25 protein-coding genes are annotated in these 26560 nt (G+C 60.1%); 10 read left to right on the top strand and 15 right to left on the bottom strand.

Going from position 1 to position 26560, the window contains the following annotated elements; all coding sequences use genetic code 11:
* Positions 1-76 precede the first annotated feature (76 nt).
* Genes N7578_RS05185 through N7578_RS05170 form a run of 4 tightly spaced genes read left to right on the top strand, consistent with a single transcriptional unit; the run spans position 77 to position 4809 of the window.
* Positions 77-1129 (top strand): LacI family DNA-binding transcriptional regulator, encoded by a 1053-nt coding sequence (locus N7578_RS05185; RefSeq protein ID WP_311109231.1) that lies wholly within the window; start codon positions 77-79, stop codon positions 1127-1129.
* Positions 1122-2984 carry a DUF2264 domain-containing protein gene (locus N7578_RS05180; protein ID WP_311109230.1) on the top strand — a complete coding sequence of 621 codons (1863 nt, stop codon included), beginning with the start codon at positions 1122-1124 and terminating at the stop codon, positions 2982-2984. Before N7578_RS05185 ends, N7578_RS05180 begins: the two co-directional genes overlap by 8 nt.
* On the top strand, positions 2981-3997 hold the full coding sequence (locus tag N7578_RS05175) for a hydroxyacid dehydrogenase (RefSeq protein ID WP_311109229.1): 1017 nt from the start codon (positions 2981-2983) through the stop codon (positions 3995-3997). The genes N7578_RS05180 and N7578_RS05175 overlap by 4 nt, the downstream gene beginning before the upstream one ends.
* Positions 3994-4809 (top strand): TIM barrel protein, encoded by an 816-nt coding sequence (locus tag N7578_RS05170; protein ID WP_311109228.1) that lies wholly within the window; start codon positions 3994-3996, stop codon positions 4807-4809. Before N7578_RS05175 ends, N7578_RS05170 begins: the two co-directional genes overlap by 4 nt.
* A gap of 33 nt (positions 4810-4842) precedes the next feature.
* On the opposite strand, the gene N7578_RS05165 is transcribed toward N7578_RS05170, so the two are convergent.
* The 8 genes from N7578_RS05165 to N7578_RS05130 all read right to left on the bottom strand — a co-directional run bounded on the left by N7578_RS05165 (position 4843) and on the right by N7578_RS05130 (position 12301).
* Complete coding sequence (locus N7578_RS05165; protein ID WP_311109227.1) at positions 4843-5271, bottom strand: heme-binding protein; 429 nt, start codon at positions 5269-5271, stop codon at positions 4843-4845.
* Positions 5272-5394: 123 nt separating this feature from the next.
* Positions 5395-5862: a ribonuclease H gene (locus N7578_RS05160; protein WP_311109226.1), complete on the bottom strand. Its 468-nt coding sequence runs from the start codon at positions 5860-5862 to the stop codon at positions 5395-5397.
* 131 nt (positions 5863-5993) lie between these two features.
* Positions 5994-7070 (bottom strand): sn-glycerol-3-phosphate ABC transporter ATP-binding protein UgpC, encoded by a 1077-nt coding sequence (locus N7578_RS05155; RefSeq protein ID WP_311109225.1) that lies wholly within the window; start codon positions 7068-7070, stop codon positions 5994-5996.
* A gap of 21 nt (positions 7071-7091) precedes the next feature.
* Positions 7092-8159 (bottom strand): Gfo/Idh/MocA family oxidoreductase, encoded by a 1068-nt coding sequence (locus tag N7578_RS05150; protein WP_311109224.1) that lies wholly within the window; start codon positions 8157-8159, stop codon positions 7092-7094.
* Entirely contained in the window at positions 8152-9165 is a 1014-nt protein-coding gene (locus N7578_RS05145) for a Gfo/Idh/MocA family oxidoreductase (protein WP_311109223.1), read from the bottom strand. Before N7578_RS05145 ends, N7578_RS05150 begins: the two co-directional genes overlap by 8 nt.
* A gap of 18 nt (positions 9166-9183) precedes the next feature.
* The gene (locus N7578_RS05140; protein ID WP_311109222.1) at positions 9184-10059 is read right to left on the bottom strand and encodes a carbohydrate ABC transporter permease; all 876 of its coding nucleotides are present in this window, start codon (positions 10057-10059) and stop codon (positions 9184-9186) included.
* Entirely contained in the window at positions 10052-10939 is an 888-nt protein-coding gene (locus N7578_RS05135) for a sugar ABC transporter permease (RefSeq protein ID WP_311110059.1), read from the bottom strand. The genes N7578_RS05140 and N7578_RS05135 overlap by 8 nt, the downstream gene beginning before the upstream one ends.
* 72 nt (positions 10940-11011) lie before the next feature.
* Complete coding sequence (locus tag N7578_RS05130) at positions 11012-12301, bottom strand: ABC transporter substrate-binding protein (RefSeq protein ID WP_311109221.1); 1290 nt, start codon at positions 12299-12301, stop codon at positions 11012-11014.
* A 118-nt stretch (positions 12302-12419) separates the two neighbouring features.
* Between N7578_RS05130 and N7578_RS05125 the strand changes: the two genes are divergently transcribed.
* From N7578_RS05125 to N7578_RS05100, 6 genes are all read left to right on the top strand, one after another.
* Positions 12420-13118, top strand: a complete 699-nt coding sequence (locus tag N7578_RS05125) for a TetR/AcrR family transcriptional regulator (RefSeq protein WP_311109220.1) — start codon at positions 12420-12422, stop codon at positions 13116-13118.
* Positions 13119-13367: 249 nt separating this feature from the next.
* Complete coding sequence (locus N7578_RS05120; RefSeq protein WP_311109219.1) at positions 13368-14510, top strand: Gfo/Idh/MocA family oxidoreductase; 1143 nt, start codon at positions 13368-13370, stop codon at positions 14508-14510.
* Between the two features lie 11 nt (positions 14511-14521).
* Positions 14522-15685 (top strand): dihydrodipicolinate synthase family protein, encoded by a 1164-nt coding sequence (locus N7578_RS05115; protein WP_311109218.1) that lies wholly within the window; start codon positions 14522-14524, stop codon positions 15683-15685.
* A gap of 1 nt (position 15686) precedes the next feature.
* Positions 15687-17120 carry a mandelate racemase gene (locus N7578_RS05110; RefSeq protein ID WP_311109217.1) on the top strand — a complete coding sequence of 478 codons (1434 nt, stop codon included), beginning with the start codon at positions 15687-15689 and terminating at the stop codon, positions 17118-17120.
* Positions 17117-17938: a sugar phosphate isomerase/epimerase family protein gene (locus N7578_RS05105; protein WP_311109216.1), complete on the top strand. Its 822-nt coding sequence runs from the start codon at positions 17117-17119 to the stop codon at positions 17936-17938. The genes N7578_RS05110 and N7578_RS05105 overlap by 4 nt, the downstream gene beginning before the upstream one ends.
* 21 nt (positions 17939-17959) lie before the next feature.
* Entirely contained in the window at positions 17960-19195 is a 1236-nt protein-coding gene (locus N7578_RS05100; RefSeq protein WP_311109215.1) for a Gfo/Idh/MocA family oxidoreductase, read from the top strand.
* 51 nt (positions 19196-19246) lie between these two features.
* Here the strand turns inward: N7578_RS05100 and N7578_RS05095 are convergent, their stop codons facing one another.
* The 7 genes from N7578_RS05095 to N7578_RS05065 form a co-directional block, all read right to left on the bottom strand.
* A complete protein-coding gene (locus tag N7578_RS05095; protein ID WP_311109214.1) occupies positions 19247-20161 on the bottom strand; it encodes a TIM barrel protein in 915 nt (304 codons plus the stop codon).
* Between the two features lie 20 nt (positions 20162-20181).
* The gene (locus tag N7578_RS05090; RefSeq protein ID WP_311109213.1) at positions 20182-20928 is read right to left on the bottom strand and encodes a glycerophosphodiester phosphodiesterase family protein; all 747 of its coding nucleotides are present in this window, start codon (positions 20926-20928) and stop codon (positions 20182-20184) included.
* A gap of 24 nt (positions 20929-20952) precedes the next feature.
* The gene (locus N7578_RS05085; protein ID WP_311109212.1) at positions 20953-21834 is read right to left on the bottom strand and encodes an ABC transporter permease; all 882 of its coding nucleotides are present in this window, start codon (positions 21832-21834) and stop codon (positions 20953-20955) included.
* An 11-nt stretch (positions 21835-21845) separates the two neighbouring features.
* Complete coding sequence (locus N7578_RS05080) at positions 21846-22772, bottom strand: ABC transporter permease (protein WP_311109211.1); 927 nt, start codon at positions 22770-22772, stop codon at positions 21846-21848.
* An 11-nt stretch (positions 22773-22783) separates the two neighbouring features.
* Positions 22784-23761, bottom strand: coding sequence for an ABC transporter ATP-binding protein (locus N7578_RS05075; protein ID WP_311109210.1), 978 nt, complete (start codon positions 23759-23761; stop codon positions 22784-22786).
* 1 nt (position 23762) lies between these two features.
* Positions 23763-24770 (bottom strand): ABC transporter ATP-binding protein, encoded by a 1008-nt coding sequence (locus N7578_RS05070; RefSeq protein ID WP_311109209.1) that lies wholly within the window; start codon positions 24768-24770, stop codon positions 23763-23765.
* Positions 24771-24863: 93 nt separating this feature from the next.
* Positions 24864-26498 (bottom strand): ABC transporter substrate-binding protein, encoded by a 1635-nt coding sequence (locus tag N7578_RS05065; protein ID WP_311109208.1) that lies wholly within the window; start codon positions 26496-26498, stop codon positions 24864-24866.
* Positions 26499-26560 lie beyond the last annotated feature (62 nt).

Here is a 26560-nt window from a genome sequence, read left to right as displayed (position 1 = left end):
GAGTTATTTCTTGCAAATTTTCTATCTTTGCAATATTTGCATCATAAATGCTTTATTTGCAAGCGCAGGAGTCACAATGCCAGACGCCACCGATATCAACCGCCCAAGACAGGCCGATATTGCCCAGCGGGCGGGCGTTTCCATCAGCACGGTTTCGCGCGTTCTGGCCGGGGAAAAGGGAATCAGCGCCTCGATACAGACAAAGGTTCTGGGTGTTGCGGCGGAACTGGGCTACCCTTTAAGACCCGCGACTGCGAATGGCGTGATGCCCCTCGACGGCAAGCGCATCATCGCCTTCATGTCTGCAGAAAGGGCGACCGGCGATATCGGCGCCTTCTACCATGACATTCTCGACACGTTGCGCAGTTTTGCCCAGAGCGAAGGCTTCGAACTGGATATCAAACTGCTGAACCAGACGCAGATCGATGAAAAGATGATCCAGCGCGCCTGCGAGGCCGACGGCCTGCTGGCAATCGGCCTCGACCCGGAAGACGACAAGATCAACCGCATGGCGCAGGGCGTGTTGCCGACCGTACTTGTCAACGGCGCCGACCCAGGCATGGACTTCGACTGCGTATCTCCGTCCAACTTCTACGGCGGCAGGCTGGCAGGGCGCAGGCTGATGGAACTCGGTCACCGCAAGGTCGCCTATATCGGCCCGGACCATCGCCACACGGTGCGCGAACGCATTCGCGGCTTCCGTCACGAGGTGCGGGCAACGGAGGGCACGGATTATAACGAGGCGCTGTTGACCACCACCGAAAGCGGCTTTGCACAGGCGGGCGATGCCGTACGGCGTCTACTGGCCGAAAAGCCCGATATTACCGGCCTGTTCTGCATGAACGACGCGATAGCGCTTGGGGCGCTGGGAGCTGTGCAGGAACTCGGCCTGAGTGTTCCGCAGGATATCTCCCTTATCGGCTTCGACGACCTGCCTTTTGCCGAGCTTTCCACGCCGCGTCTAACGACCATTCGTGTCGACCGCCGGGAAATCGCCCGCGAGGCAATCGACCTCATGCGGAGGCGGCTCCTCGAACCGTCTGCCAATGCGCGGCAGGTTCAGCTGGCCGTACATCTCGTGGAAGGACAGACGGCAGGCGTGACAGGAAAGGCGGCAGGCAATGCATGATCCCAATATCCGGTTCAACCCTCTTCACGGCAATCCGCTTCGCGACCGCGGGGACGTGCGCAAGGCGCTGGATGACTGCTTCGCGCCATTGCTGCCCTACTTTTCCGAAAGCGGCGCACGCGTGACGCTGAGCGCAACGGCCGCCCATTTCGACCGTGCGGCAGCAGATCTCGAAGGGTTTGCCCGTCCTCTGTGGGGCATCGCACCGCTTGCGATGAGCGGCGACCATTTCGAGCATTGGCCGCTTCTGGCCCGAGGCATCGCCAACGGCACCGACCCGCAGCACCCCGACTACTGGGGTGACGTGCGCCAGAAAGACCAGCGCCTCGTGGAGCTTGCAGCACTCGGCTTTTCCCTGAGACTTGCGCCGCAACATCTCTGGGAGCCGTTGTCTGACGCCCAGAAAAACAATGTCAGCCGCTATTTTCTTAACGCACGTGAGCGCATCTATGCCGACAACAACTGGAAATTCTTCCGTATCATGGTCGACGCGGCGCTCGACCATCTCGGCATCCCCTTCGACCGCAAGCTGACGGAAACATTTCAGGCTGAACTGGACGGCTTTTATATCGATGACGGCTGGTATCGCGATGGCAACTATCGCCGGATCGATCACTACATTGCCTTCGCCATGCACTTTTACGGCCTGATCTACGCGAAAATCTGCAAGCCGGACGACGTTTACGGCAAACGCTACCGCGAGAGGGCGCGGCTGTTTGCGGGAGATTTTGCCAGCTGGTTCGACGAGGACGGAGGGACGCTCGCCTTCGGCCGTTCCATGACCTACCGTTTCGCCTGCGGTGGCTTCTGGGCCGGGCTTGCCTTTGCCGACGAGGAAGCCCTGCCCTGGGGCGAGATAAAGGGCCATTACCTTCGCCATCTTCGCTGGTGGGCGGACAGGCCGATCGCCGACCGCGATGGCGTGCTTTCCATCGGCTACGGTTATCCGCAGCTGACTATGTCGGAAAGCTACAATTCGGCTGGCTCTCCCTACTGGGCTTTCAAGGCCTTCCTGCCGCTTGCACTTCCCGAGACGCATCCGTTCTGGCAAGCGGAAGAAAAGCCGCTCGATACAACGAAAAAAACGCATCCGCTGATCCATCCCGGCATGGTGATGATGCGCACCACCGGTAGCGTGACGGCGCTGAGCAGCGGCCAGGAAAACCTCATGATGCGCGGCGGCCCTGAGAAATATGCGAAATTCGCCTATTCATCCCGTTACGGCTTCGGCGTGGAGGTTGACGAACGCGGCTTCAAGACCAACGGGTTCGACAACGCGCTGGCCTTCTCAGAGGATGGGCTTCACTACCGGGTACGTGAAACCAATGAAAGCGCTCAACTGGCGGATACCAGCCTGCGGGCAAACTGGCGGCCCTATGCCGATGTTTCCGTACAGACCACGCTTGTGGCGGCCGGCGACTGGCATATCCGCCTGCACAGGATAACCAGCCCCCGTCCGCTATTCGTGACAGAGGGCGGGTTTGCGATAGAGCGAAACGATGCCGACCGTGACCCGGTAACGGAAGCGCCGGGCAAGGCGATGGCTGACTGCGGCAGCGATATCTCAGCGATTATAGATCTCGGCTCCACGATAGAGAGAAGCGGTGTGGCGTTGAAAGCGCTGCCAAACACCAACCTCATCCACGGCAAGACCACCGTGCCGCAATTGCGCGGCCAAATCCCGGCGGGGGAAAGCCTGCTCGTCTGCGCAGTGTTTGCGGCCAAGGCGGATGCTGCCAGCAGGCAATCGATCGCCGAGGTTCCCGTTTTGCCTGACCTTGATACCCTGGACCGGCTTTTCGCCATGCAGGGTAAAAAGGTAAGCGCAATCGCTGTCACCGGGGATGGTACATGACGACACCGCGTCTCCGGCTCAGCTTCGCAATGGACCCGCAAAGGACGCGGCACGTGTTAACGCCTGCCGCGATGGAGCGGCTGTCGCAGGTGGTCGATGTTCTCGATGAAAGGTCGGTCATCGATTTTCAGGATCCACAATGGCGCAAGCAACTGGCCGACACCGACATTCTGCTGACGGGATGGGGCTGCCCTCAGATAGGAGCGCCGGAACTCGCCCTGATGCCGAACTTGCGGATGATTTCGCATGCGGCCGGAACCGTGAAATATTTCCTGTCGGGCGACGTGTTCGCATGCGGCATCACCGTCTCGAGCGCGGCAGAAGCCAATGCGCAGCCGGTCGCGGAATTTACGCTGGCGATGATCCTGCTTGCCGGAAAACGCACCTTCGCGTTCCGGCGCCTCTACGGCGAGGAGCGAGGCCGGAAGAATTCCGAGGCTCTGCAATCGCAAGCGATCGGCAATCTCGGTCTGACAGTCGGCATTATCGGTGCATCGCGCATCGGCCGCCGGGTTCTGAAGCTGCTTCAACCTTTCGATCTTGACTGCGTGCTGTTCGACCCGTTCCTGGGCGAGGCAGACGCTGGTGAACTCGGGGCGCGCCTTGTTACGCTTGATGAGCTGATGGCGATGAGTGACGTCATTTCCCTGCACGCCCCTTCCTTGCCGGCAACCCGGCATATGATCGGAGCAGAGATGCTTGCGCGCATGAAGGACGGGGCGACGCTCATCAACACCGCGCGCGGGGCGCTGGTGGATGAAAAGGCGTTGCTGAACGAGCTGCAAACCGGGAGGATCGAGGCCGTGATCGACGTGACCGATCCGGAAGTTCCGCCGCAGTCATCCCCCTTCTACAGCCTGCCGAACGTGTTTCTGACACCGCATATCGCCGGAGCTGTCGGGCTGGAGCGTGCGCGTCTGGGCGATATGGCGATTGCCGAAATCGAGCGCTACTGTCTCGGCGCGGCACTGGAACAGCAGGTGCACGCCGAACACCTGGAACTCATCGCATGAGGCCGTTCGAACCCGGCCTCTGTTCCGTCACCTTCCGCTCCTTGAGGCCGGACGCAGTGATCGATCTTGCCGCATCCAACGGCATGTCCGCGATCGAATGGGGCGCAGATGTTCACGTCCCGCCTGGCGACCTTGCCAATGCCAGAGCCGTCAACACCCGCACAACCGATGCGGGTCTTCGAATTTCATCATACGGTTCCTATATTTTCGCACCGGATTTCACGATGCAGGAGATCAATGCGGTTCTGGATACGACGGAGGTGCTCGGGACAACCCACATCCGTATCTGGCCGGGCAGCCGCAAGCGCCCTTCCGTCGATTATACGGCCGAGGAACGACGCATGGCGACAGATGCGCTTGCCGGGATCGCTGAAAAGGCCGAGGACCGAGGCATGACCATCGGGCTGGAATACCATCCGAACTCGCTGACGGACAACCTCAACTCCTCGCTGCAACTCGCGAAGGATCTGCCGTTTGCGAACCTGTTCTTCTACTGGCAGCCCGCTCCCGGTCTGCCGCTGGAATCCGCGCTGGCAGAAATCCAGGCGATTGGATCTCGTATCTGCCATCTGCATGTGTTCGCATGGCTTGTCGATTCCAGCCGCCTGCCGTTTGCCGAACGAACGGATTATTGGCGCACGTGCCTCGCCGCCCTGCCTCAAAGCGACTGGAAGGGCACCAACTACGCAATGCTGGAATTCGTCAGGAATGACGATGCGGCGCAATTCGCGCAGGATGCCCAGGCACTTCGCCGGATTCTGACGCCATCAAGTGACACCTTGGTAAGTGGCGGTTCCCGGTCAGACACATAACTGGGAACCGGGCTCAGCCAAGCGTGACGACCGTTACGCGTGCAACGAAGCGAGGAAGTGGTCGATACCCGCCTGCGCGCACTCGCTATCCTGAGCAGGTGTGCCGGAGCTAAGACCGATGCCGCCGACAACCTCGCCGTCGACAACCACCGGAATCCCACCGGCAACAATCACGAGCCTGCCACCGATCGCGGAGTTGATGCCATAGGCGGGTTGTCCGGGCTGGCTGGCGCTCGCCAGGGCTTCCGTCGATTTCCTTGTTCCCGCAGCCGCAAAGGCCTTGTCCTGCGCGATGATAACGCTCGTGAACTTGCCTCCATCCATTCTTTCGAACGCAATGAGCTGCCCGGATTCATCCGTGACAGCTATGCACATCGGAACGCCTATTTCTTCGGCTTTTGCGACAGCGCCTGCAATCAGGACGCGTGCGTCGGCCAGACTTAGACGTTTGATGGTCAACATGAATTTCTCCCCAGTTCATATATAGCATCATTGTTCTGCGCGGGATCGCAGCGCCCTTCCCCTGGAGGATGGCCGGGATCAGGGAGCAAGGTTGGCAAGCATCTGATTGCACGGTCAGAAAGGTCAGGTTGCGTGCATGCGGTTCCTCGCCAGACAATCCGCGACGTCGTTACCAGCGACACCGGAATGCCCCTTACACCACTCTATGACGACACCCGGATTGCCAAGGAGCAAGCGGTCCACACCCTGCCAAAGGTCTGCATCCGGTATCTGCCGTTTCCGCGCCCGAGGGTTCGGATTGACACGTTTCCAGCCGTTACCACGCCATATGGCCCGCCAGCGATGGCAGCCTTCGAAAACATGGCGCGAGTCCGTCTGCAGGACGGCCTTTCGATCCGGCGCTTCCGTTGCCAGCCATGTCAGGGCTTTCAGAACGGCCAGCACCTCGAACCCGTTATTGGCAGGGCCGGTCGCCGATCCGCTATCCGCATGAATCTGCCTGCCGTTTTCATAGACCACAAACGCCCACCCACCCGACCGGGTGTCAGGATTGAAGGATCCATCAGCGAAGATAAACAGGGGAACGGACATGAAGGCGTTTTTATCGTACGGGTCATATTGCACAATCCCGGAAAACACATTTCCGGGATTGCGCTTTTTCATGAGGTGCCGTGAGGCGTTTTCCGATCCCTATGATGCGTATCGAAAGGCCCGTGTGCGCTTCATATGCGCCGGCCGTCCGCACCGAACAGGTGCGTCTGCGACAGATCGAACGCCAGCGGAATGGTTTCGCCGATCCGGATCTGCCGCTGGCCGTCCAGCAGGACGGTGGCTGGCTGACCATCAGGCGTACTGGTGTAGATCACCGTCGAGCCGCCGAGATGTTCGACAAGCTGGATCGACGCGTCACCGAGCGACGCCGATTGCGATTGCGGGTTCACATGTTCCGGCCGCACACCGAAGGTCAGCGGTTCGTTTTCCTGCGCTGCCACCGGCTTCTCCAGCGTGATGCGACGTCCCGCAACCTCGATGGTGCGGTTAGAGTTGTCACCCGGCGAGAGCCTGGCAGACAGGAAGTTCATCTTCGGCGATCCAATGAAGCCCGCAACGAACTGGTTGGCGGGGTTGTTGTAAAGGTCGAGCGGACGGCCCACCTGCATGATCTTGCCATCGCGCAGCACGACGATCTTGTCCGCCATGGTCATGGCTTCGACCTGATCGTGCGTGACGTAGATCATGGTGCTGCCCAGCGTCTGGTGCAGTTTGGCGATCTCGACACGCATCTGCACGCGCAGTTCCGCATCGAGGTTGGAAAGCGGCTCGTCGAACAGGAAAATTTTCGGTTCGCGGACGATGGCGCGGCCGATTGCGACGCGCTGGCGCTGACCGCCGGAAAGCGCCTTCGGCTTGCGCTGCAGGAGCGGCCCGATCTGCAGGATATCCGCCGCCTTCTTTACACGCTCCTCGATTTCGGCCTTCTTGTAGCCTGCCGTTTCCAGACCGAAAGCGAGGTTCTTGTAAACGCTCATGTGCGGATACAGTGCATAGGACTGAAACACCATGGCAATGCCGCGCTTGGAGGCGGCCGTCTCATTGACGCGCACGCCGTCGATCTTCAGATCTCCGCCGGAAATCTCCTCAAGTCCGGCAATCATGCGCAGGAGCGTCGACTTGCCGCAACCGGACGGACCGACGAAAACAGTAAATTCGCCCGGTTCGATCTGCAGATCTATGCCGTGAACGACGGTCAATGCGCCGTAGCGCTTGACGATTTTTTCCAGAGTGATGCTGCTTGCCATGCTGTTCCTCCCGCCCCGCGTTCAAGGCCGCCAGGTGACGTATTTCGGATGTCCCTTGCCGATTGGCAGGGCGACATCGCTATTGGTATCGTTGGAATGATAGACCGCCGCCAGAAGCTCTAGCGAACGATGCGCATCGGCACTTGTGACCGGCGGCTTCCCACCTTTTTCCAGTGCCTGATAAAATGCCTCCATCTGTCCGTTGAAACGCCGTCCTATCGGCGGCATCCCAGCCAGCAGCGCATCGATTTTCCCACGAATCTCCTCGTTGGCGGGAACGATACGCCATGGTCCGTCACCGGGCGAATAGGCGGAATGATTGCTTTCAAAGGTGACATTCTCAAAGGCGAGATGCAGACGGCTTTCTTCTTCCTGTGCGCCGAGCGTGGCAGTGGCAGACACGACCGCACCACTCTCCATGAGAAGGCTTGCCGACACGCAATCCTCAACCTCGATCGAATTGACGCGGGTGGTGGCGCGGGCAAAAACCCGTGATACCGGCCCCATCAGATAGGTCAGCATATCGTGCAGGTGGATGGCGTGCGTCATCATCACGCCGCCCAGTTCGGTCGCCCAGCGACCGCGCCATGGATTGTCGTAATAATCGGCGCCGCGCTTCCAGAAGGTTTCGGCGGTCCCGACATAGGGCTTTCCGGCGAGTCCGCTCTCGATGATACGACGGACCTGCTGCACACCTTCGCCATAACGGTACTGGAAGATCGGCATCAGCACGCCCTTCGAGTTCCTTTCCGCCGCCATGACCTCATCCACTTCGGCGAGAGAGCCGGTCAGGGGCTTTTCGCAGACGACATGTTTTCCAGCAGCGAGAGCCTGCAATATCAGCCCCGTATGGGTGGCAGGCGGCGTGCAGATATCGATGATGTCGATATCGTCCCGAGCCATCAGTTCGTCAGAAGACTGTGTGCGGCCGGCAATGCCGAATTCGTCGGCAACGGCGTTGAGCCTTTCTGTGTTGAGATCGCAGAGAACCGCGACTTCGTACTTGTCGCTGTGCGGCAGATAACCTTCCTCAATATGCGATTTGCCGATGCCGCAGCCGATAATGCCAACCCTGTAACGTTTAGCCACGATATGTACCCTCCGCAATCTGCTGTGCCTTGAGCGCTACTTCCATCGCCGCAAAGCAACGGGCCTGCGGCATGGCGGTTTCGGTGCGGTTGCGGATATCGTCCAGCAGTTGTCCGCCATAGGGCAACGGCACGTCCGAGCAGTCGATGTACTGCACGCCTTTCCTGTCAGTCAGGAACAGGTGGTTGCCGCCGTCTCGTCCTGCAATGTCGATATTTTTGCGGATTTCGATCGCGCCCTCCGTTCCGGTGATGAACAGACGGCCATCCCCCCAACTTGGAAGGCCTTCCGGGGTAAACCAGTCCACCCGGATAAAACCGTCCGCATCGGCCGTCGACAGATGAATGTCGCCGCTGTCCTGCAGGCCCGGAAATTGCGGGTTTGCGCGGTTAGAAACGGTAGCGGAGCGGATTTCGACACTTTCGGCACCTGTGAAGAACAAAAACTGTTCGCACTGATGCGAGGCGATATCGACAAGAATGCCGCCATAACGCTCGCGTTTGAAAAACCATTCCGGTCGGGTGGGCGCACGCAGGCGGTGCGGACCGAATCCGGCGGTGGACACGACCTTGCCGATGGCGCCCGCCGCGACCAGTTCACCCGCCTTGACCGTTGCGCGATTTTCGAAATGCTCCGAATAAAGGATCGAGAAAATACGCCCGGTTTCGGCCTGAACCCGGCGCACGCTGGCAAGCTCTTCCATCGTGACCATGCCGGGCTTGTCTACCATCACGTCCTTGCCCGCCCGCATGGCGGCGATGGCAATCCCCGCCCTGTCTCCCGGAACCGCCGCGCTGATGATGAGATCGATGCTTTCGTCATCCAGAAAACGGCGCGCATCGTCCGTCCGGGGACCGCCGGGAAATTTCGCGGCATAGGCTGAGGCAAGGTCATCTTCCTCGGCATAGAAGCCGGCGAATTCGGCACCCGCATTCAGGAGGCAGGACGTCTGCCCGTAAATGTGGTCGTGATTGATGCCGATGGTCGCAAATCTTACAGGTTTCATCGGGAATGCCCTAGCCTTTCAGCGTTTCATGCCGGTTGTCGCGATGCCTTCGATCAGCAGTCGCTGGAAAAAGAGGAAGAACAGGAAGACAGGAACCAGAGACAGGTTGGACATTGCAAAAAGCGAGGTCCAGTCGGAGCTGCCTGTCGAGTCCACGAATGAACGCAGACCAAGCTGCACCGTGTAGGTGTCGATGTCGTTCAGATAGATCAGCGGACCGAAGAAATCGTCCCAGGTCCAGATGAATGAGAAGATAGCGGCCGTTGCCAGAACCGGCATAGAGAGCGGCAGCATGATCTTCCAGTAGATGCGGAAGGGACTGCATCCATCCATGACAGCCGCCTCGTCAAGTTCACGCGGAATGCCGCGGAAGAACTGCACCATCAGGAAGATGAAGAAGGCATCCGTCGCAAGGTATTTCGGCACGATAAGCGGCAGCGACGTGTTGACCCACCCAAGCTCCAGAAACAGGATATATTGCGGGATCAGCACGACATGATAGGGCAGCATCAGCGTACCCAGCATCAGCGCAAACCAGAAATTCCGGCCGCCGAAACGAAGGCGCGCAAAGGCGAAGGCCGCGAGCGAACAGCCAAGGACATTACCGATGGTGGCGAACACCGCGATGACGGCGGAATTCCAGAAAAACTGGCCAAAGCTGACCTGCAAGCCGGTCCAGCCACGGATATAGCCCCCCAGTTCCACGGCCGACGGGATGAGAGAGGACGTGCCGAACAGCTCGTCCTGCGGGCGGAACGAACCTGAGATCATCCAAAGGATCGGATAGAGCATGGCGAAGGACACCACGATCAGCGTCGTATGCAACAGCACCGATTTAAGGGGCGAGCGTTGCGGGCCATTTCCCGGCCGGGGGGCGGTAACAGCATCAGTCATCGTAATGCACCCAGTATTTCGCGCTGAGGAACGAGAAGGCCGTGAACAGCGAAATGATGATGACGAGGATCCAGGCGAGCGCCGAGGCATACCCCATGCGGAAGAAACCGAAGGCTTCCTGATAAAGATACAGCGTGTAGAACAGCGTCGAGTTGATCGGTCCGCCTGTGCCTTCGGAAATGATGAAGGCGGGCGTGAATGCCTTGAAGGCATCAATCGTCTGGATCACCGCGTTGAAGAAGATCACCGGCGTCAGAAGCGGCAGGGTAATACGGAAGAACTGCCGCACCTTGCTCGCGCCATCGATCTCGGCGGCCTCGTACATATCCTGCGGCACCTGACGCAGACCGGCCAGGAAGATGATCATCGGCGAGCCGAACTGCCAGACAGAGAGGATGACCAGCGTATAGATGGAGTAATCCGGGTTCGAGATCCAGCTTGGACCTTCGTATCCGAAGAGCTGCCAGAGAAGCATGTTGACCAGACCGTCCGACGCGAAAAGCTGGCGCCAGAGGACCGCGATCGCTACCGATGAGCCCAGCAGCGACGGCAGGTAGAAAATGGCGCGATAGAGCGTCAGCCCTTTGATGCCACGATTGAAGGCAAGGGCCAGAAGAAGCGCGAAGATGAGCTTCAACGGCACCGACAACAGCACATAGGTAAACGTCACCTGCATGGCTGCCGCGAATTTCGGATCGTCGGTGGCGATGCGCACATAGTTTGCAGCCCCGACCCAATCAGGCGATTGAAGCAGGTCGTAATTGGTGAACGACAGATAAAGCGACGCAAGAGCTGGGCCGAGCGTCAATCCGAAAAAGCCGATCAGCCAAGGCAGAAGAAACAGGTAGGCATACAGATTGCGGTCAAAAATTTGCCGCATGCCTCCCCGCTTCGGGAGAGCCGCAGCGCGGCTCTCCTCCACGAGAGTTTCAGATCTAAAGGCCATTCGCCATCACTTCCGTTTGATAACGGTTTCGGATTCCTTGACGAGCTTGTCGCCACCCTGCTCCGGCGTGATCTTGCCAAAGCCGACTTCTTCCGCCGTACGTTTCAGGACGAAGGCGAACTCGCCCGCACCCGGAGGAGGCGCCGGCGGCAGATTTCCGACGCCGGGCGTGATTTCGGCAATGTACTGCACCATGCTCTTGCTGACATCATCGAGCTTGGAGGTCAGCTGGTTGCGCATGGATTCCGACGCAGGAACACCGCGTTCGACACCGAGGATATCGATGCCCTGCGGTTCCGCCACGAGGAAGTTGATGAAGCCGATGGCCTGCTCGATACCCGCGCTGCCATTGGCAATGCTGATCAGCATGGATGGCTTGAGGTAATGGCCAGACGGCGAATCCTTGGAAACCTTCGGATAGGACGTCATCGCCAGCTTCGACTTGTTGAGCGCCTGGTAACCGACGAACTGGTTGGAGTGGGCGAACGCGGTCGCCGCCTTGCCAGTGGTCAGCGCATTGGTTTCGATGTTGAGTTGGTCCAGCGCTTGGATATCGGCCGGGACACAGGCCTTGCTCTTGCGCAGATCCGCCCACATGGTGAACCACGTCTTCGCGTCCGCGGTATCGAACCCGATGCCGCCGTCTTCGGTATAAAGCGCCTTGCCGCCTTGGCGCAGCCAGTTTTCGAAGCTGGGCTCCACGCCGCTGGCATCCGCTGTGGCATAATAATTGGGCTTTGGCTTCTTTTCGGCGAATTTCGCACCGTTCTCGGCAAACTCTTCCCACGTCTGCCCCATGGCCGGCGGGGCGATCCCGGATTTTTCCCAGGCAACCTTATCAAAGAAGACAGCGCTGGAATTGACGCCGAGGTTGACGCCGTAAAGCTTGCCGTCAACGCGGCCGGAATCGATGTTCATCTTGCCGAAATCATCGATCTTCAGCCCTTTGCCGATATGGTCATCGAGTGGAGCCAAAGCGCCACGGCGGGCATATTCGAAGATGTAGCGATAATCCATCTGGATGAGATCGGGCGCGTTGCGGCCTGCCACCTGCGTTGCTAGGCGCGGCCAGTAATCGCTCCACCCGGCAAATTCGCCCGCAATATCGAGATCGGGCTTGACCTGCTTATAGGCGGCGATGGCCTTGTTGGTACGATCGGCGCGCTCCTGCGACCCCCACCACAACATACGCAGGCGGGCGGCCTGTGCGGACGCCGAACCTCCCCCCAATGTTGCAAGTGAAAGGGCCGCGAGCCCGGCCGAAAGCACAGTACGCCTCTGAAGCATCACGGACATTGGCAACTCCTCCCTATTGACTGCCAAATTAATGATGAGAGTAAACGACACTTGCCGTTTTATAACTAATTGGTTACATGTGAACACTGATCGATACCATTGTCAAGCGGGTGCCGAAATGGAAAAAACAGAGAAAGACATCCTGCCCGAGACGGCACCCGAAGAAGCGCCAACAACAAAGCGCAAACGCGCCGTGACGCAGACCCGCAACCCGGAAAGAACGCGCGCAGCCATCCTGGAAGCCGCCCGTCGGGAGGTGGCCTCAAAGGGGCTGGCGGGTGCACGAATCGATGTGGTTGCGCGCCGCGCCGGTACCAACAAGCGGATGATCTATCATTACTTCGGCGACAAGGATGCTTTGTATCTGGCCGTCCTTGAAGATGCCTACCGCCACATCCGCCATGCCGAGAGGCGGCTGGACCTGACGCGCAAAGCCCCGAGCGAAGGCCTGCGCGAACTCGCCCTTTTCACCTGGCATTATTACCTCGATCACCCTGAATTCCTGAGCATTCTGGCCACGGAAAATCTCAATAGAGCCAGATATCTGAAGCAATCTCAGACTATTACGGAAATGCACTCGAACTTCATTTCCGAACTCGAAGACGTGCTGCGCCGTGGTCGGGAGACCGGGGAATTCCGGCCTGGTCTGGACCCTGTAGACATTTACCTCACGATCGCCTCGCTGGGCTTCTTCTACCTGTCGAACCGCTTCACCCTGTCGACCATCTTCCAGCGCGATCTCGGCGCCCCTGCGGAACTGGAGCGGTGGGGCCAGCATATCGTCGACACAGTGCTTGCTGCATTGCGACCGGCCTGAGACAGGCATCCCGATTTCTCCTTTCAGACCAAGGAGAAGGCATCATTCGCAGTTGCGAAGAAGAACTTATTTTCGCGTAAAAAGATCAAAAGGCGAAACACGTTGCTGTTCCGCCTTTTTTCATTTTCCATCACAAATGCGCCTTGACAGATCGCGCCCTTCGCGTTCACAAATAACCAAACGGTTACAAATATCCGTTTTCGAAAAACCGCGGCCGACGGGAGACGGCTGATCCTGGGAGGAAAATTCATGAAGCGTATCGGCGTCATCATGCACGGCATCACAGGCCGCATGGGCTATAATCAGCATCTCGTGCGTTCGGTTCTGGCCATTCGCGACCAGGGCGGCGTAACCCTGAAGAGCGGCGAGAAAGTCATGCTCGACCCGATCCTTGTCGGACGCAACGCCGAAAAGATCGAAGAGATCGCCAAACGGCACAACATCGCCCGCTGGACGACAGACTTCGACGCAGCGCTCGCAAATCCTGACGATACGCTGTTTTTCGACGCCGGAACCACCCAGATGCGCGGCAGTCTACTGGAAAAGGCGATCAAGGCCGGCAAGAACGTCTATTGCGAGAAGCCGATCTCCGACACAATGGAAGAGGCGATCGCAATTGCCAAACTTGCCGAAAGCGCTGGCATCAAGCATGGCGTGGTGCAGGACAAGCTGTTCCTCCCCGGTCTTCGCAAGCTGGCCATGCTGCGTGACAGCGGCTTCTTCGGCAAGATCCTCTCCGTGCGCGGCGAATTCGGTTACTGGGTGTTCGAAGGCGACTGGCAGCCCGCGCAGCGGCCCTCGTGGAACTATCGCCTGAAGGATGGCGGCGGCATCATTCTTGATATGCTGTGCCACTGGCGCTACGTGCTCGACAATCTTTTCGGCAAGGTCCAGTCCGTCAGCTGCCTCGGCGCAACACATATTCCACAGCGTTTCGATGAGCAGGGTCGTCCCTATGAGGCCGACGCCGACGATGCGGCCTATGCCACCTTCGAACTGGAAGGCGGCGTGATCGCCCACATCAATTCGTCATGGGCGGTGCGCGTGCGCCGCGACGATCTCGTGACCTTCCAGGTGGACGGCACGCATGGCTCGGCAGTCGCGGGTCTGACCAAATGCTACACACAGCACCGCACCAATACGCCGAAACCGGTATGGAACCCCGACCAGCCGCAGACCATCGACTTCTACAAGACATGGCAGGAAGTGCCGGACAATGTGGTTTACGACAACGGCTTCAAGGCTCAGTGGGAAATGTTCATTCGCCACATCGTCGACAACGAGCCTTGGCCTTATGGGCTGATGGAAGGCGTCAAGGGCGTGCAGCTTGCCGAACTCGGCATCAAGTCATGGAAGGAACGCCGCTGGCTCGACGTTCCGGAAATCGGCTGAGGAGATCGGACATGACCGAACTCCGGCTTCCGAAAGACGATCGCTCGATCGAACTCTACAAACTCTCCGGCACGCCAATCGCGCTTGAAAAACGCAGTGCGGCCGATTTCAACCGTGTCGTCTTCGCTGCTGCGCATGTGGTAGCGGATCCCTTTGCCGATAATGATCCGTGGCTGACACCGGCCATCGACTGGGAGGCTACGCTGCGGTTCCGCCACCGGCTTTGGGATCTCGGCCTGGGTGTCGCCGAAGCAATGGACACCGCCCAGCGTGGCATGGGCCTCGGCTGGCCGCAGGCGCAGGACCTGATTTCTCGCGCCCTGAAGGAAGCCGCCACCCGCAAGGATGCGCTGATCGCCTGCGGGGTCGGCACCGACCATCTGACAGGCACCGGCTACGATCTGAACCAGATCGTCGATGCCTATCTGGAGCAACTCGATTTCGTGCAGGGGCAAGGCGGGCGCGTCATCCTGATGGCAAGCCGTGCGCTGGCCGCGGCAGCCCGTTCAGCAGCCGATTATCTGGAAACCTATTCCCGCGTTCTGGCCAAGGCCGACAACAAGGTGGTCATCCACTGGCTGGGTGAAATGTTCGACCCGGCGCTTGAGGGCTATTGGGGATCCGGCGATCACATGACGGCAATGGATACCTGCCTCACCATGATCGACGAAAATGCAGACAAGATCGACGGCATCAAGATTTCGCTACTGTCGAAGGAGAAGGAAATCGTCATGCGCAGGCGCCTGCCATCCGGCGTGCGCATGTATACGGGCGATGACTTCAACTATGCCGAACTGATCGCCGGTGATGAGAAAGGTCACTCGGATGCGCTGCTCGGCATTTTCGATGCGATTGCACCGGCGGCTTCCAAGGCGATGGCCAGCCTGAAACGCGGCGCGGATAACGAGTTCTTCGACATTCTGGAGCCGACGGTCGCGCTTTCCCGCCACATCTTCAAGGTGCCGACCCGGTTCTACAAAACAGGCGTCGTGTTTCTTGCCTATCTCAACGGATTGCAGGACCACTTCACGATGGTCGGCGGACAGGAAAGCACCCGCTCGACACAGCACTTCGCGGAACTTTTCCGTCTGGCGGACAAGGCCAATGTGCTGGCCGACCCGGATGCCGCCACCCATCGCATGAAGACTTTCCTTGCGTTGAGAGGTGTCCATTGAAATGGCTGGAGCAACACAGATAAGGGTCGCCGACGCCTCCGTCTTCGAGCGCGGCGTTTCCATGCGCATGCCGTTCCGCTTCGGAGCGGCAACGGTGACGGAAGCACGGCAAATCTTTCTTCGGCTGGTGATCGAGGACCAGTCCGGTCGGACGACGGAGGGATATGCCGCCGAACTGATGGTGCCGAAGTGGTTCGACAAGAACCCGGCGCTGAGCAACGCAGACAACGAGGCGCAGCTGCGCCTTTCCTTACAGATCGCCGTTTCACTGGCGCTTGCGGCTCCGGCTGCGAGCGCTTTCGGCATACATGCATCGCTCGAACCGCAACAGCACCGCGATGCGACAGCAAACGGCCTGAACGGGCTGATTGCCTCCTTCGGGCTGGCGCTCGTGGATCGGGCGATCCTCGACGGGCTCTGCCGGCTTAATGATCTTCCGGTGGCCGATGCGATCCGTGCCAATCTTCCCGGCATCGATTCCACCACCACGCCCGATCTCGCCGGGTTCGATCTGGGCGGGTTTCTTTCGCGGCTTACCCCGCAGCCCGCCATCATGCTGCGTCACACTGTCGGCTACATCGATGCGCTGACGCGGGACGAGGTGAAGACGCCGCGCCGCAATGACGGCCTGCCCGAATGCCTTGAGGATGAAATCCTCGCCTACGGCCCACGCTTTTTCAAGCTGAAGGTCTCCGGCAGGCCGACGGACGATGCCGAGCGACTGAAAGCGATTGCCAGGGTTCTCGACCGCCTGCCCGACTATAAGGCCACGCTCGATGGCAACGAGCAGTTCGAAAGCGAGGCGGCGATGATCGACCTCCTCGACCGCATGGAGGCCGAACCTGCGCTTTCACGGCTGCGACAATCGCTGCTGTTCGTGGAGCAGCCCTTCGCGCGCGCCACCGCGCTGTCCACCTCCGTCGAAAAGCTCGCCGGTCGTATAGCGGTCGAAATCGACGAGTCCGACGGAACGCCAGATGCCTTTCTCGAAGCCCGGCGGCAGGGATATCGCGGCGTGTCCTCGAAATCCTGCAAGGGATTTTACCGCTCGCTTCTCAACCGCATGCGGGTCGAAGCATGGAAAGCGGAAACGGCAAGCGACTTCTTCATGTCAGCGGAAGACCTGACTACGCAGGCGGGGATCGCGCTTCAGCAGGATCTGGCGCTGGCTTCCATCATCGGGCTGCAACACATCGAACGCAACGGCCATCATTACGTCGATGGCATGCAGGGCGCGTCACCCGCTGAGGGGCGCGCATGGCTGACCGGACATGGCGATCTCTATCATGAGGCACAGGGACGTCCGCGGCTCACCATTCGCAACGGTGTGATTGCGCTCGACACGACATTGCGGACATCGGGACTTGGCGTTGAGGAGAACGCCGCCCGTGCCACGTTCGCGACACTGCAGGAACAAACGGAGGATGCCGCATGAGCCTTGAAGGCCTTTCGATCAATTTCGCCACCGTCCGGCAGGGCGGTTCCTTCGGCGCCATCGTGGATGCGTGCCTCGCGCACGGCATCACCACCATTTCACCCTGGCGCGAACATGTTCACGGCGTCGGGTTGCCTGAAGCCGCGCGCATCGTGGAGCAGAACGGTCTTCGTCTGAGCGGCCATTGCCGCGGTGGCTTCTTCCCCGCCCCCGATGAGGAAGGCCGTCGCCGCGCCATAGAGGATAATAGACGCGCCGTCGATGAAGCGGCAGCCATGAAGGCCGATTGCCTTGTGCTGGTTGTCGGCGGCCTGCCTGCTGGCTCCCGGGACATAAAGGGCGCGCGGCAGATGGTGGAAGATGGCATGGCTGAACTTCTTCCATATGCGCGCTCTGCGGGTGTGCCACTGGCCATCGAGCCGCTGCATCCGTTTTATGCCGCTGAGCGCGCCTGCTTCAACACATTGAAGCAATCGCTCGACCTGTGCGACAAGCTGGGTGCGGGAACCGGTGTTGCCATCGACGTCTACCACGTCTGGTGGGATCCGGAGCTTGAGGAACAGGTGGCGCGCGCCGGGCGCAACGGGCAGATCCTCGCGCACCACATCTGCGACTGGCTGGTGCCGACCACCGACCCGTTGAACGACCGCGGCATGATGGGCGATGGCGTCATTGACCTCAAGGCCTTTCGCGCCATGATCGAGGCCGCCGGTTTCTTCGGCCCGCAGGAGGTGGAAATATTCTCGCACCGCTGGCAGGCACGCCCGATGGACGAGGTACTGGCCACCTGCGTTGAACGTTTCAAGACCGTTTGTTGATTGTTTTTCGGGAGAGAGATCATGCCAGACAAGGTTAAACGCAAACGCTACGCACTGGTCGGAACCGGCAATCGCGGCACGACCATGTGGGGGCGCGAGCTTCTGGCCGGCTGGAGCGATTATGTCGAACTGGTCGGCATCTGCGACCTGAACCTAATGCGCGCCGAACGGGCGCGAGCGATGATGGGATCGGCCGCGCCGCTTTACGACGACTTCGACCGGATGATGGCCGAACTGAAACCCGATCTGGTAATCGTCTGCACACCCGACGACACGCATGACGACATCATCATCCGGGCACTGGAAGCAGGTGCTGACGTCATCAGTGAAAAACCGATGACCACAACGCCCGAGAAGATCGACCGTATCCGTGCGGCGGAGGCCAGAAGCGGCCGCCGTGTGGATGTATCGTTCAACTATCGTTTTTCCCCCACCGCGGCGCGCATCAAGGAGCTTATCGATGAAGGAGCCATCGGAACCGTCACCTCCGTCGACTTCCACTGGTATCTCGACAACCAGCACGGTGCGGACTACTTCCGCCGCTGGCACGCCTTCACCGAACATTCGGGAAGCCTCTTCGTGCACAAGGCCACCCATCACTTCGACCTCCTCAACTGGTATCTTGATTCCGATCCTGTTGAGGTGAAGGGTTTCGGGCAGTTGCTTCATTACGGCAAAAACGGCCCGTTTCGGGGTGAACGCTGTCGCATGTGTCAACACAAGAACGAGTGCGACTATTTCATGGACCTCTCGGCCGATGCGTTCCTGGACACGCTTTATGAGGAGCCTTCGGAGGTGGACGGTTATGTGCGCGACGCCTGTGTCTTCCGCGAGGACATCGACATTCCGGATACGATGAGCGCCTCGATCCGCTACGCCAGTGGCGTCCAGGTGTCCTATTCGCTCAACACCTATATGCCGATAGAGGGCCACCATATCGCCTTCAATGGCCACAAGGGCCGTATCGAAATGCGGCAGTATGAAAAGCAGCCATGGACGGAACCGCCGGCCGACGAAATCCTGGTGGTCAAGAGTTTCGGCGGCGGCGTGGAACGCATCTGGGTGCCGCACGAACCCGGTGGCCACTATGGCGGCGACAACCGCATGCGCGACATGATCTTCAAGCCCGGCTCGAATGACCGCCTGCGACAGAGGGCAGGCTCACGCGCTGGCGCCATGTCGGTCCTGTGCGGCGTGGCGGCACTGAAAAGTTCACGCGAGGGCGGCTCTGTGGCGGTCAAGTCGCTGCCCGTGTGATGGCGTTCTCCCCTCCGGCTCATGCAAAAGCCGGAGGGGTTTAAAACAGGATTATTCGGCAGCGATGGCCGCGTTGCCGGTGTTGAGCGCCATCAGCCTGCGCGCGTGTTCAAGGCTCTGCGGCTGCTCGGCGCGGTAACGACGGCCAACTTCCATCATCAGCACCGTATCCGGCAGGAAGGTCAGTTCGGCGAAAATGCCGTCCCAGTCGATATCACCCCAGCCAAGCGGCATGTGCAGATCGCCGATGCCGAGCGCGGTATTCTCCTGCAGGTGATAGGCCTGATAGAAGCCCTGCGGACGACCGAATGAATCGTGGACGTGCAGGTGTCCGGCAACCGGCGCCATCGCGCGAAGCTGCTCGCGGAAATCCAGCCCGCGATAGGTGGATTCGATGTAGGCGTGACTGAAATCGATCAGCGCCACAAGGTTCGGGTGGTTGACCGCCTTGACGGTTTCAGCCACTTCCGCGGGTGTCTGGCGATATTGCCCCGGCTGTGTAGAGAAGATGTTTTCCAAAGCCACGCGAACGCCGTAACCTTTGCAGAATTCGGCAAGTTCCAGCAGCGCATCACGCTCGCGGTTGTCGGCATCGGCCCGCTCGGCGATCTGGTCGGGACGCAACGCGCCGCCGTGCTGGACGAGGATCCCGGCACCGATACGATCGCAGAGAACGGCGAGCGCCTTGGCGGCATCGATCTGATAACGGCAGGTCACCGGGTCCATGAAGTTGGACGAAACGAGACCGTGCACGGTGTAACGGAAATCGAACTGCTTCACGAGGTTCACGAAACGCTCGGCGCGCTCCTCGATGATGCGGCCGCCCGCCACGATATCTAGGCTGGTGATGCCGATTTCCACGGTATCGCACCCGATATCCGCAAGCGCCCGAAGATCGCTTTCGAGCGTTGCCAGCTCACCGTCGTCCGATCCGGCATTGAAGCCGGTGCCAATCAGATTGCTCATCTTCATTTTCTCCAGATGGTTCATGCAGTTTCGTGAAGGGCCGCGCGCAAACGCAGCACAAGATCCGGGCTGTCGCTGGTCAGATGACCGATGCCCCGTTCCAGCCAATGACGGATGAGATGCTCGTCGTTAAGCGTCCAGACGCAGAGACGCGAGAGGGGCAGTTTCGCGGTGATCGTCTCCCACTCCTCGCCCATCAGGACATGATTGATGGCGACGATATCGATGAGGCTGTCCACCTTGTCGATAAATGCGGAAAGACCACCCTGACGCTCGGCCCCGTCCCGATTGACGGAAACGAGACGGGCGATTTCCGGTGCCTCCCGCCGGCAATCCTCAAGGATCGTCGTATTGAACGAGGTCAGATGGCAGCGGTCCGCGATATCGAAACGGGCGACTTCCGCGGCAACGCGCGCGGCGATTTCCGGATAGGGCTTGCCGTTCTCGTCCACCTTGATCTCGACGTGCAGGTCCTTGCCCGAAGGCGCAAGCACTTCCAGGACCTCGGACAGCGTCGGGACCACATCATCGCAACCGATCAGCTTCGTCGTCCTGCGCGTTTCCGGCGTCAGGAGGCGGACCGGCCCTTGTCCTTCCGTGGTGCGATCGAGCGTCGCGTCATGAATGACGATCAGCTCGCCTTGATCGGTCAGATGCACGTCGAATTCAATGGCGTCGACGTCAAGCGCGATGACGTTACGGAAGCCCGTGAGGCCGTTTTCAGGCCAGAGGTTACGGGCGCCGCGATGGCCGGTGATCTTGGTCATGGTCGTTTCCTGATTGGGTTCAAGTCAGCGAAGTGTGGGGTCGAGCTTGTCTCGCAGCCAGTCACCGACAAGCGAGATGGAAAGCGTGGTCATCATGATGACGAAGGCCGGGGCAAGCATGATCCATGGGGCGCGGGTCAGGTATTCGCGGCCGAAGCCGACCATATTGCCGAGACTGGTTTCCGGCGGCTGCACACCAAGACCGAGGAAGGACAGGCCGCTTTCCATCAGGATGATTTCCGGGAATGTCAGCGTCATGGAAACGATCAGCGTCGAGGCGACATTAGGCAGGATATGCTTGAGGTAGACCCGCGAAGGTGTGGCACCGAGCTGGACGACGGCCGAAGCATAACCCTGCGCGCTGGCGGAAATGGCAAGTCCGCGGGCAATGCGGGCGTAACGCTCCCAGCCGTAAAAGCCCATGAGGCAGATCAGGAGCGGCATGGAGGAGCCGAAGAACGCCAGCACGGCAAGCGACATGATGAGGAACGGCAGCGCGGCCTGAAAATCCGCCAGCACCAGCACCAGATGCTCCACCCAGCCACGAAACTTTGCGGCGAGAAAACCGAGCGTCGTTCCGAAGACCGCGGAAATGATCGTCGCGCCGAAGGCGATGACAAGCGAGACGCGGATCGACTGGATGAGGCGCGAAAGCACATCGCGGCCAAGCTCATCCGTACCGAGCAGGTGCGGAAAGGAACCCGGCAGGGCAAGGCGGGCGCGCAGATCCATGGCGGTGATGCCATAGGGTCGGATATGATCCGCGAAGATGGCAACCAGCACCATCGCGGCCAGCCAGAACATGCCGTAGCCGACGGAGAACGGCAGCCTGCGCAACCCCTTGCCGAGACGGAAGAGAACGTGATCTTGCGGCTTTGCGGATATGGAGGTTTCTGCAATCGTCATGCGCGCTCTCCTCAATGGGCAGACTGGCTGCGCAGCCGGGGATCGAGCCAGCCGTAAAGCAGGTCGACGATGAGATTGGAAATGACCATGGCGGCGGCGATGACCAGCAAGATGCACTGCACCACGGCCAGATCGCGGTTGGTGACGGACACAACCAGCAGGCGACCGATGCCCGGCCACGAAAAGATCGATTCCACCACCACGGCACCGGCGATCAGCGAACCGACCATGAAGCCGACGATGGTGACGATCGGCACCGCTGCATTGGGGAGCGCGTGGCTCCAGACCACATCGTTCCACTTCAGCCCCTTGGCGGATGCGGTGCGGATGAACGGCTGGCCCATGACCTCGATCATCGCCGAGCGTGAGAAACGGGCGAGAATGCCGATACCGCCGATGCTCATCGTAAGCGTCGGAAGGATGCCGTGCTGCCAGGTGTCCTGTCCACCGGATGGAAGCATGCCGAGGGTGATCGAGAAGATCAGCACCAGCAGAAGCCCCATGACGAAGGACGGGATGGTGAACCCCAGGATCGCCCCGAAAATAACACCCCGGTCTATGACGCTCTGGCGATGCAGGGCGGCATAGACACCCGCCGGAATACCGATGACGAGCTTCAACAGCAGAGCCGGAATGGTGAGTTGCAGGGTTGCCGGGATCCGTTCGATGACGAGCTGGATGGCAGACGCCTTGTCACGCATCGAAACACCGAAATCGCCGGTGAAGATCGATTTCATGTAGGCGAGATATTGCACCCAGAGCGGCTGATCGAGCCCCCAGGTGGCGCGGAACGCGCGCAGCGATTCCTCCGGCACGTCTGGCCCAAGCATCACCTGCGCGGGATCGCCGGACATGCGCAGGACGACGAAAGCGAAGGTGATGACGGCCAGAATGGTGACGAGCGCCCGCAGCAGGCGGATGAGAACGAAACGGATCATCGTTTATTTCCTTAAGCCGCAGCGGCGAGCGCTGGCACCAGATGGCATGCCGCCGTCCGTCCCGCTGCGACGGAGCGCAACTCCGGGACCGTGGTACGGCACAGTTCCGACGCCATCGGACAGCGGGGATGGAAAGCGCAGCCGGACGGCCTGTTCGCCGGGTTCGGCGGTTCGCCCTGCAGGATGAGGCGGCCCTCCAGCGATCTGCCGGGTACCGGCACGCTGGAAACGAGCGCCTTGGTATAGGGATGCTGCGGAGTTCTGAAGATCACGTCAGAAGACGCCTCCTCGACGATACGCCCGAGATACATCACGGCTACGCGGTCGGCGATGTTGCGCACCACTTTCAGGTCGTGGCTGATGAACACCATCGAAATGTCGTTCTGCTCCTGAAGGTCGCGCAGCATGTTGACGACCTGCGCCTGAATCGAAACATCGAGTGCCGAGACAGGTTCGTCACAGACGAGCAGTTTCGGACGCGACGCAAGCGCACGGGCAATGACGGCGCGCTGGCGCTGGCCACCGGAAAGTTCATGCGGGTAACGCCCGGCCTGATCGGGACGTAGGCCAACGGCGCTCATCAGCTCCGAAACGCGGGACGCCATATGCTCCTTCGGCAGAAGCGCATGGATTTCGAGCGGCTCGCCGATCTGGGCAGCGATCGTCAGGCGGCGATCCAGAGCCGCCAGCGGATCCTGATAGACGAGCTGCATTTTTGCCCGCAGCTTGCGCCATTCCGGCGTTGCGAAATCCGGCATCGGCTGGCCGTCGAAAATCACGTCGCCGCCCTGCGGTGCATCGATGCCGAGCAGCATGCGCCCGAGCGTCGATTTGCCAGAACCGCTTTCACCGACGATGCCGAGCGTTTCACCCGGACGGACGGACAGCGACACGCCGTCAACGGCACGCACAGGCGTCTGCTTGCCAAACACGCCGCGCCTTACCTGATAGGTGCGGACCAGATTTCTTGCTTCGATGAGGTGAGCCATCTCAGTATGCTCCCTCAAGAACGCGCTGCCGGCCCGCCTGCGAAGACATGCCCAGCGGACGAAGACAGGCAATACGGCGACCCTCAGCCGCCTCCGAAAGGTCCGGCCTAGTGTTAAGACAGGCGTCCACGACATGCGAACATCGGGGGGAAAATGCGCAGCCTTGCGGCAGATGGCGCGGATCCGGCACCGTGCCGGGAATGGGAACGAGCCGCCTGCGCTCTCCATCGAGGCTCGGCAATGCATCGAAAAGACCACGGGTATAGGGATGACGCGGATTGTCGAACAGGGCATCGATTTCGCCCTGCTCAACCACCCGGCCCGCATACATGACCAGCGCGCGTTCGCAGACCTGCGCAACGGCACCGAGATCGTGACTGATGAATACGGTCGCCATACCGGTTTCGCGGCGCAGCTCCATGAGAAGATCGAGAATCTGGGCCTGAATGGTGGCGTCGAGCGCCGTTGTCGGCTCATCGGCGATCAGCAGGTCAGGCTCACCGGCGAGCGCCATGGCGATCATCAGACGCTGACACTGGCCACCGGAAAACTCATGGGGAAAGAGATCGAAGCGACGGCGGGCATCTGGAATCCCGACCATGTCCAGCAATCTCAGCGCCTCTGCTTTCAGCACTTCCCCTCTCAGGCCACGATGCAGCGATAGCGCCTCGGTGATCTGGCGGCCGATACGGATGACGGGATTGAGCGACGAAGACGGGTCCTGAAAGATCATGGCGATCCTGCCGCCGCGTACGGCTTCCAGCGCGGCACGCGGCTGCCCGACCAGCTCGCGGCCTTCGATCCGTACGGAGCCAGAGACTTGCGCCTTGCCGGGCAGAAGACCGAGCGCGGCCAGCCAGGTGACGGACTTGCCGCAGCCGGATTCACCGACCAGCCCGATGGCCTCACCGCGCTTCACGTCGAGATCGATGCCATGCAGCACCTGAACGCCGTCGAAAGAAACCTTGAGGTTACGCAACTCCACGAGATTGGGTCCCATCGCGCTCACCTTCTTGAAATTGGAATGGACAGATGTGCAGCCTCGACGGCCGCAAGAAAAATGCCGGTCGCCCCGTTCAGGCGACCGGCTTCTTCAGGTCGGTCAGGTGGACCAGTTGTTGGAGCGGAAATCCATGGCGAAGGCAGGAGCCGCCTTCCAGTTCAGGGACTTCTTCATGCCGGTGAAGACGGCGTTCTGGTGCAGAACCTGATAAACCGGGTCTTCGCGCTCGCAGATCTCGAGCATGCGGGCGAATGCCTTCTTGCGCTGGTCGTGATCTGTCGAGGTTTCCATCAGGACGGAGAGCTTGTTGACCTCTTCGTTGGACCAGTCCTTCTTCTGCTGGACTTCGCCGTTCGGGCCGAACTGCGTGACCATTGGCGTGATCGGATCGTTGATGGAGTTACCGGCCGACCAGTCGCGCACGCCCTTGACGCCCTGCGGATCGTGGATCTGCGCCCAGTTTTCCTTCATTTCGATTTCGACGTTGAGGCCGACCTGCTTCCACATCTCGACCATGATCTGCGCATTGGCAGTCTGGTTGGTGTAGTAGTTGTTGAGCAGGCGGTAAGGGATCGCATCGCCCTTGTAACCGGCTTCCTTGAGAAGCTGCTGCGCCAGTTCCGGATTGTACTCAGGCGCCTTCCAGCCATCGATGAACATGTCCGTCGCGCTGTAGGAGTCGAACTGCAGACCGGCCGGAATGACCGTCTGACCGCCCCAAAGCGCCTCGACGATCGCCTGACGGTCGATCGAGTGGGTCATGGCGCGACGCACCAGCGGGTTGGCAAGGATCGGGTTCTGGGTGTTGAAGACCGAAATACGGTGGTTCCAGATCACCGAGTTCTGGACTTCGAGGCCCGGAGCCGCGGCAACCGTGGCGATCTGGTCCGGCGGCAGATCGCAGGCGAAATCGTATTCGCCCGAGAGCAGACCGTTGACGCGCGACGCGACTTCCGGAACCTCTACGAAACGGATTTCCTGAAGCGGCGGACGGCCACCCCAATATTCATCGAAAGCGACGAGCGTGAGAGAAACGTCCGGCTTGTATTCGCCAACCATGTAAGGACCGGTCGTGACAGGCTTACGCGCCCAGTCGGCGTAGGACGGGGCTTCATCCCAGGCGCGGCGGTTGGCGATCTGGCTGCCGCCGGAATAGAGGCGGCCTTCCAGCGTCACATCCGGCGTGGCGTTGTGGAAACGGACGGTATACTTGTCGACGGCCTCGACACCGGCAAGGGCCGGCCACAGACGGCGACCGGCGCCCGGAACAGTGGCAGGCAGTTCCTTGACAGTCGACGGCTTATTATCCGCTTCGAAAACGGTCTTGCCGCCCTTCGGCTCGGTATTGCCGAAAACCCGCTCCTTGGAGAATGAGAAAACGACGTCTTCAGCCGTCAGCTCGTCGCCGTTGTGGAACTTGACGCCTTGGCGCAGCTTGAGTTCCAGCGTCTTGTCGTCTATGCGCTTCCATTCTGTCGCAAGGCCGGCAACCGGACCCTGATTGCCCATCCAGTCACGCAGGATCAGACCTTCCCACAGGTTGGGATAGAAAACACGTTCGCCGACGTTGGACTGTTCATACCAGACATCAAGCGTATTGTTGTTGGTGATCTTCTGCACCGCAATCGTGATTGACGGGCGCTGGCCCTGGCTCAACGACATGCGGGGCAGGATAAGCGAACCGGCGGCGGCACCCATCAGCCCGAGAGCGTGACGGCGATTGATGGAAAGCATCGGGATTTCTCCTTCGAGAGACGACAGACGACGAGGACGCGAAACGGGAGAACCCGCTTCTG

The organism is Agrobacterium tumefaciens (genome assembly GCF_031801495.1).
GTDB classification, from domain to species: Bacteria; Pseudomonadota; Alphaproteobacteria; order Rhizobiales; family Rhizobiaceae; genus Agrobacterium; species Agrobacterium tumefaciens_K.
This window is presented reverse-complemented; position numbering and strand designations above follow the sequence as displayed.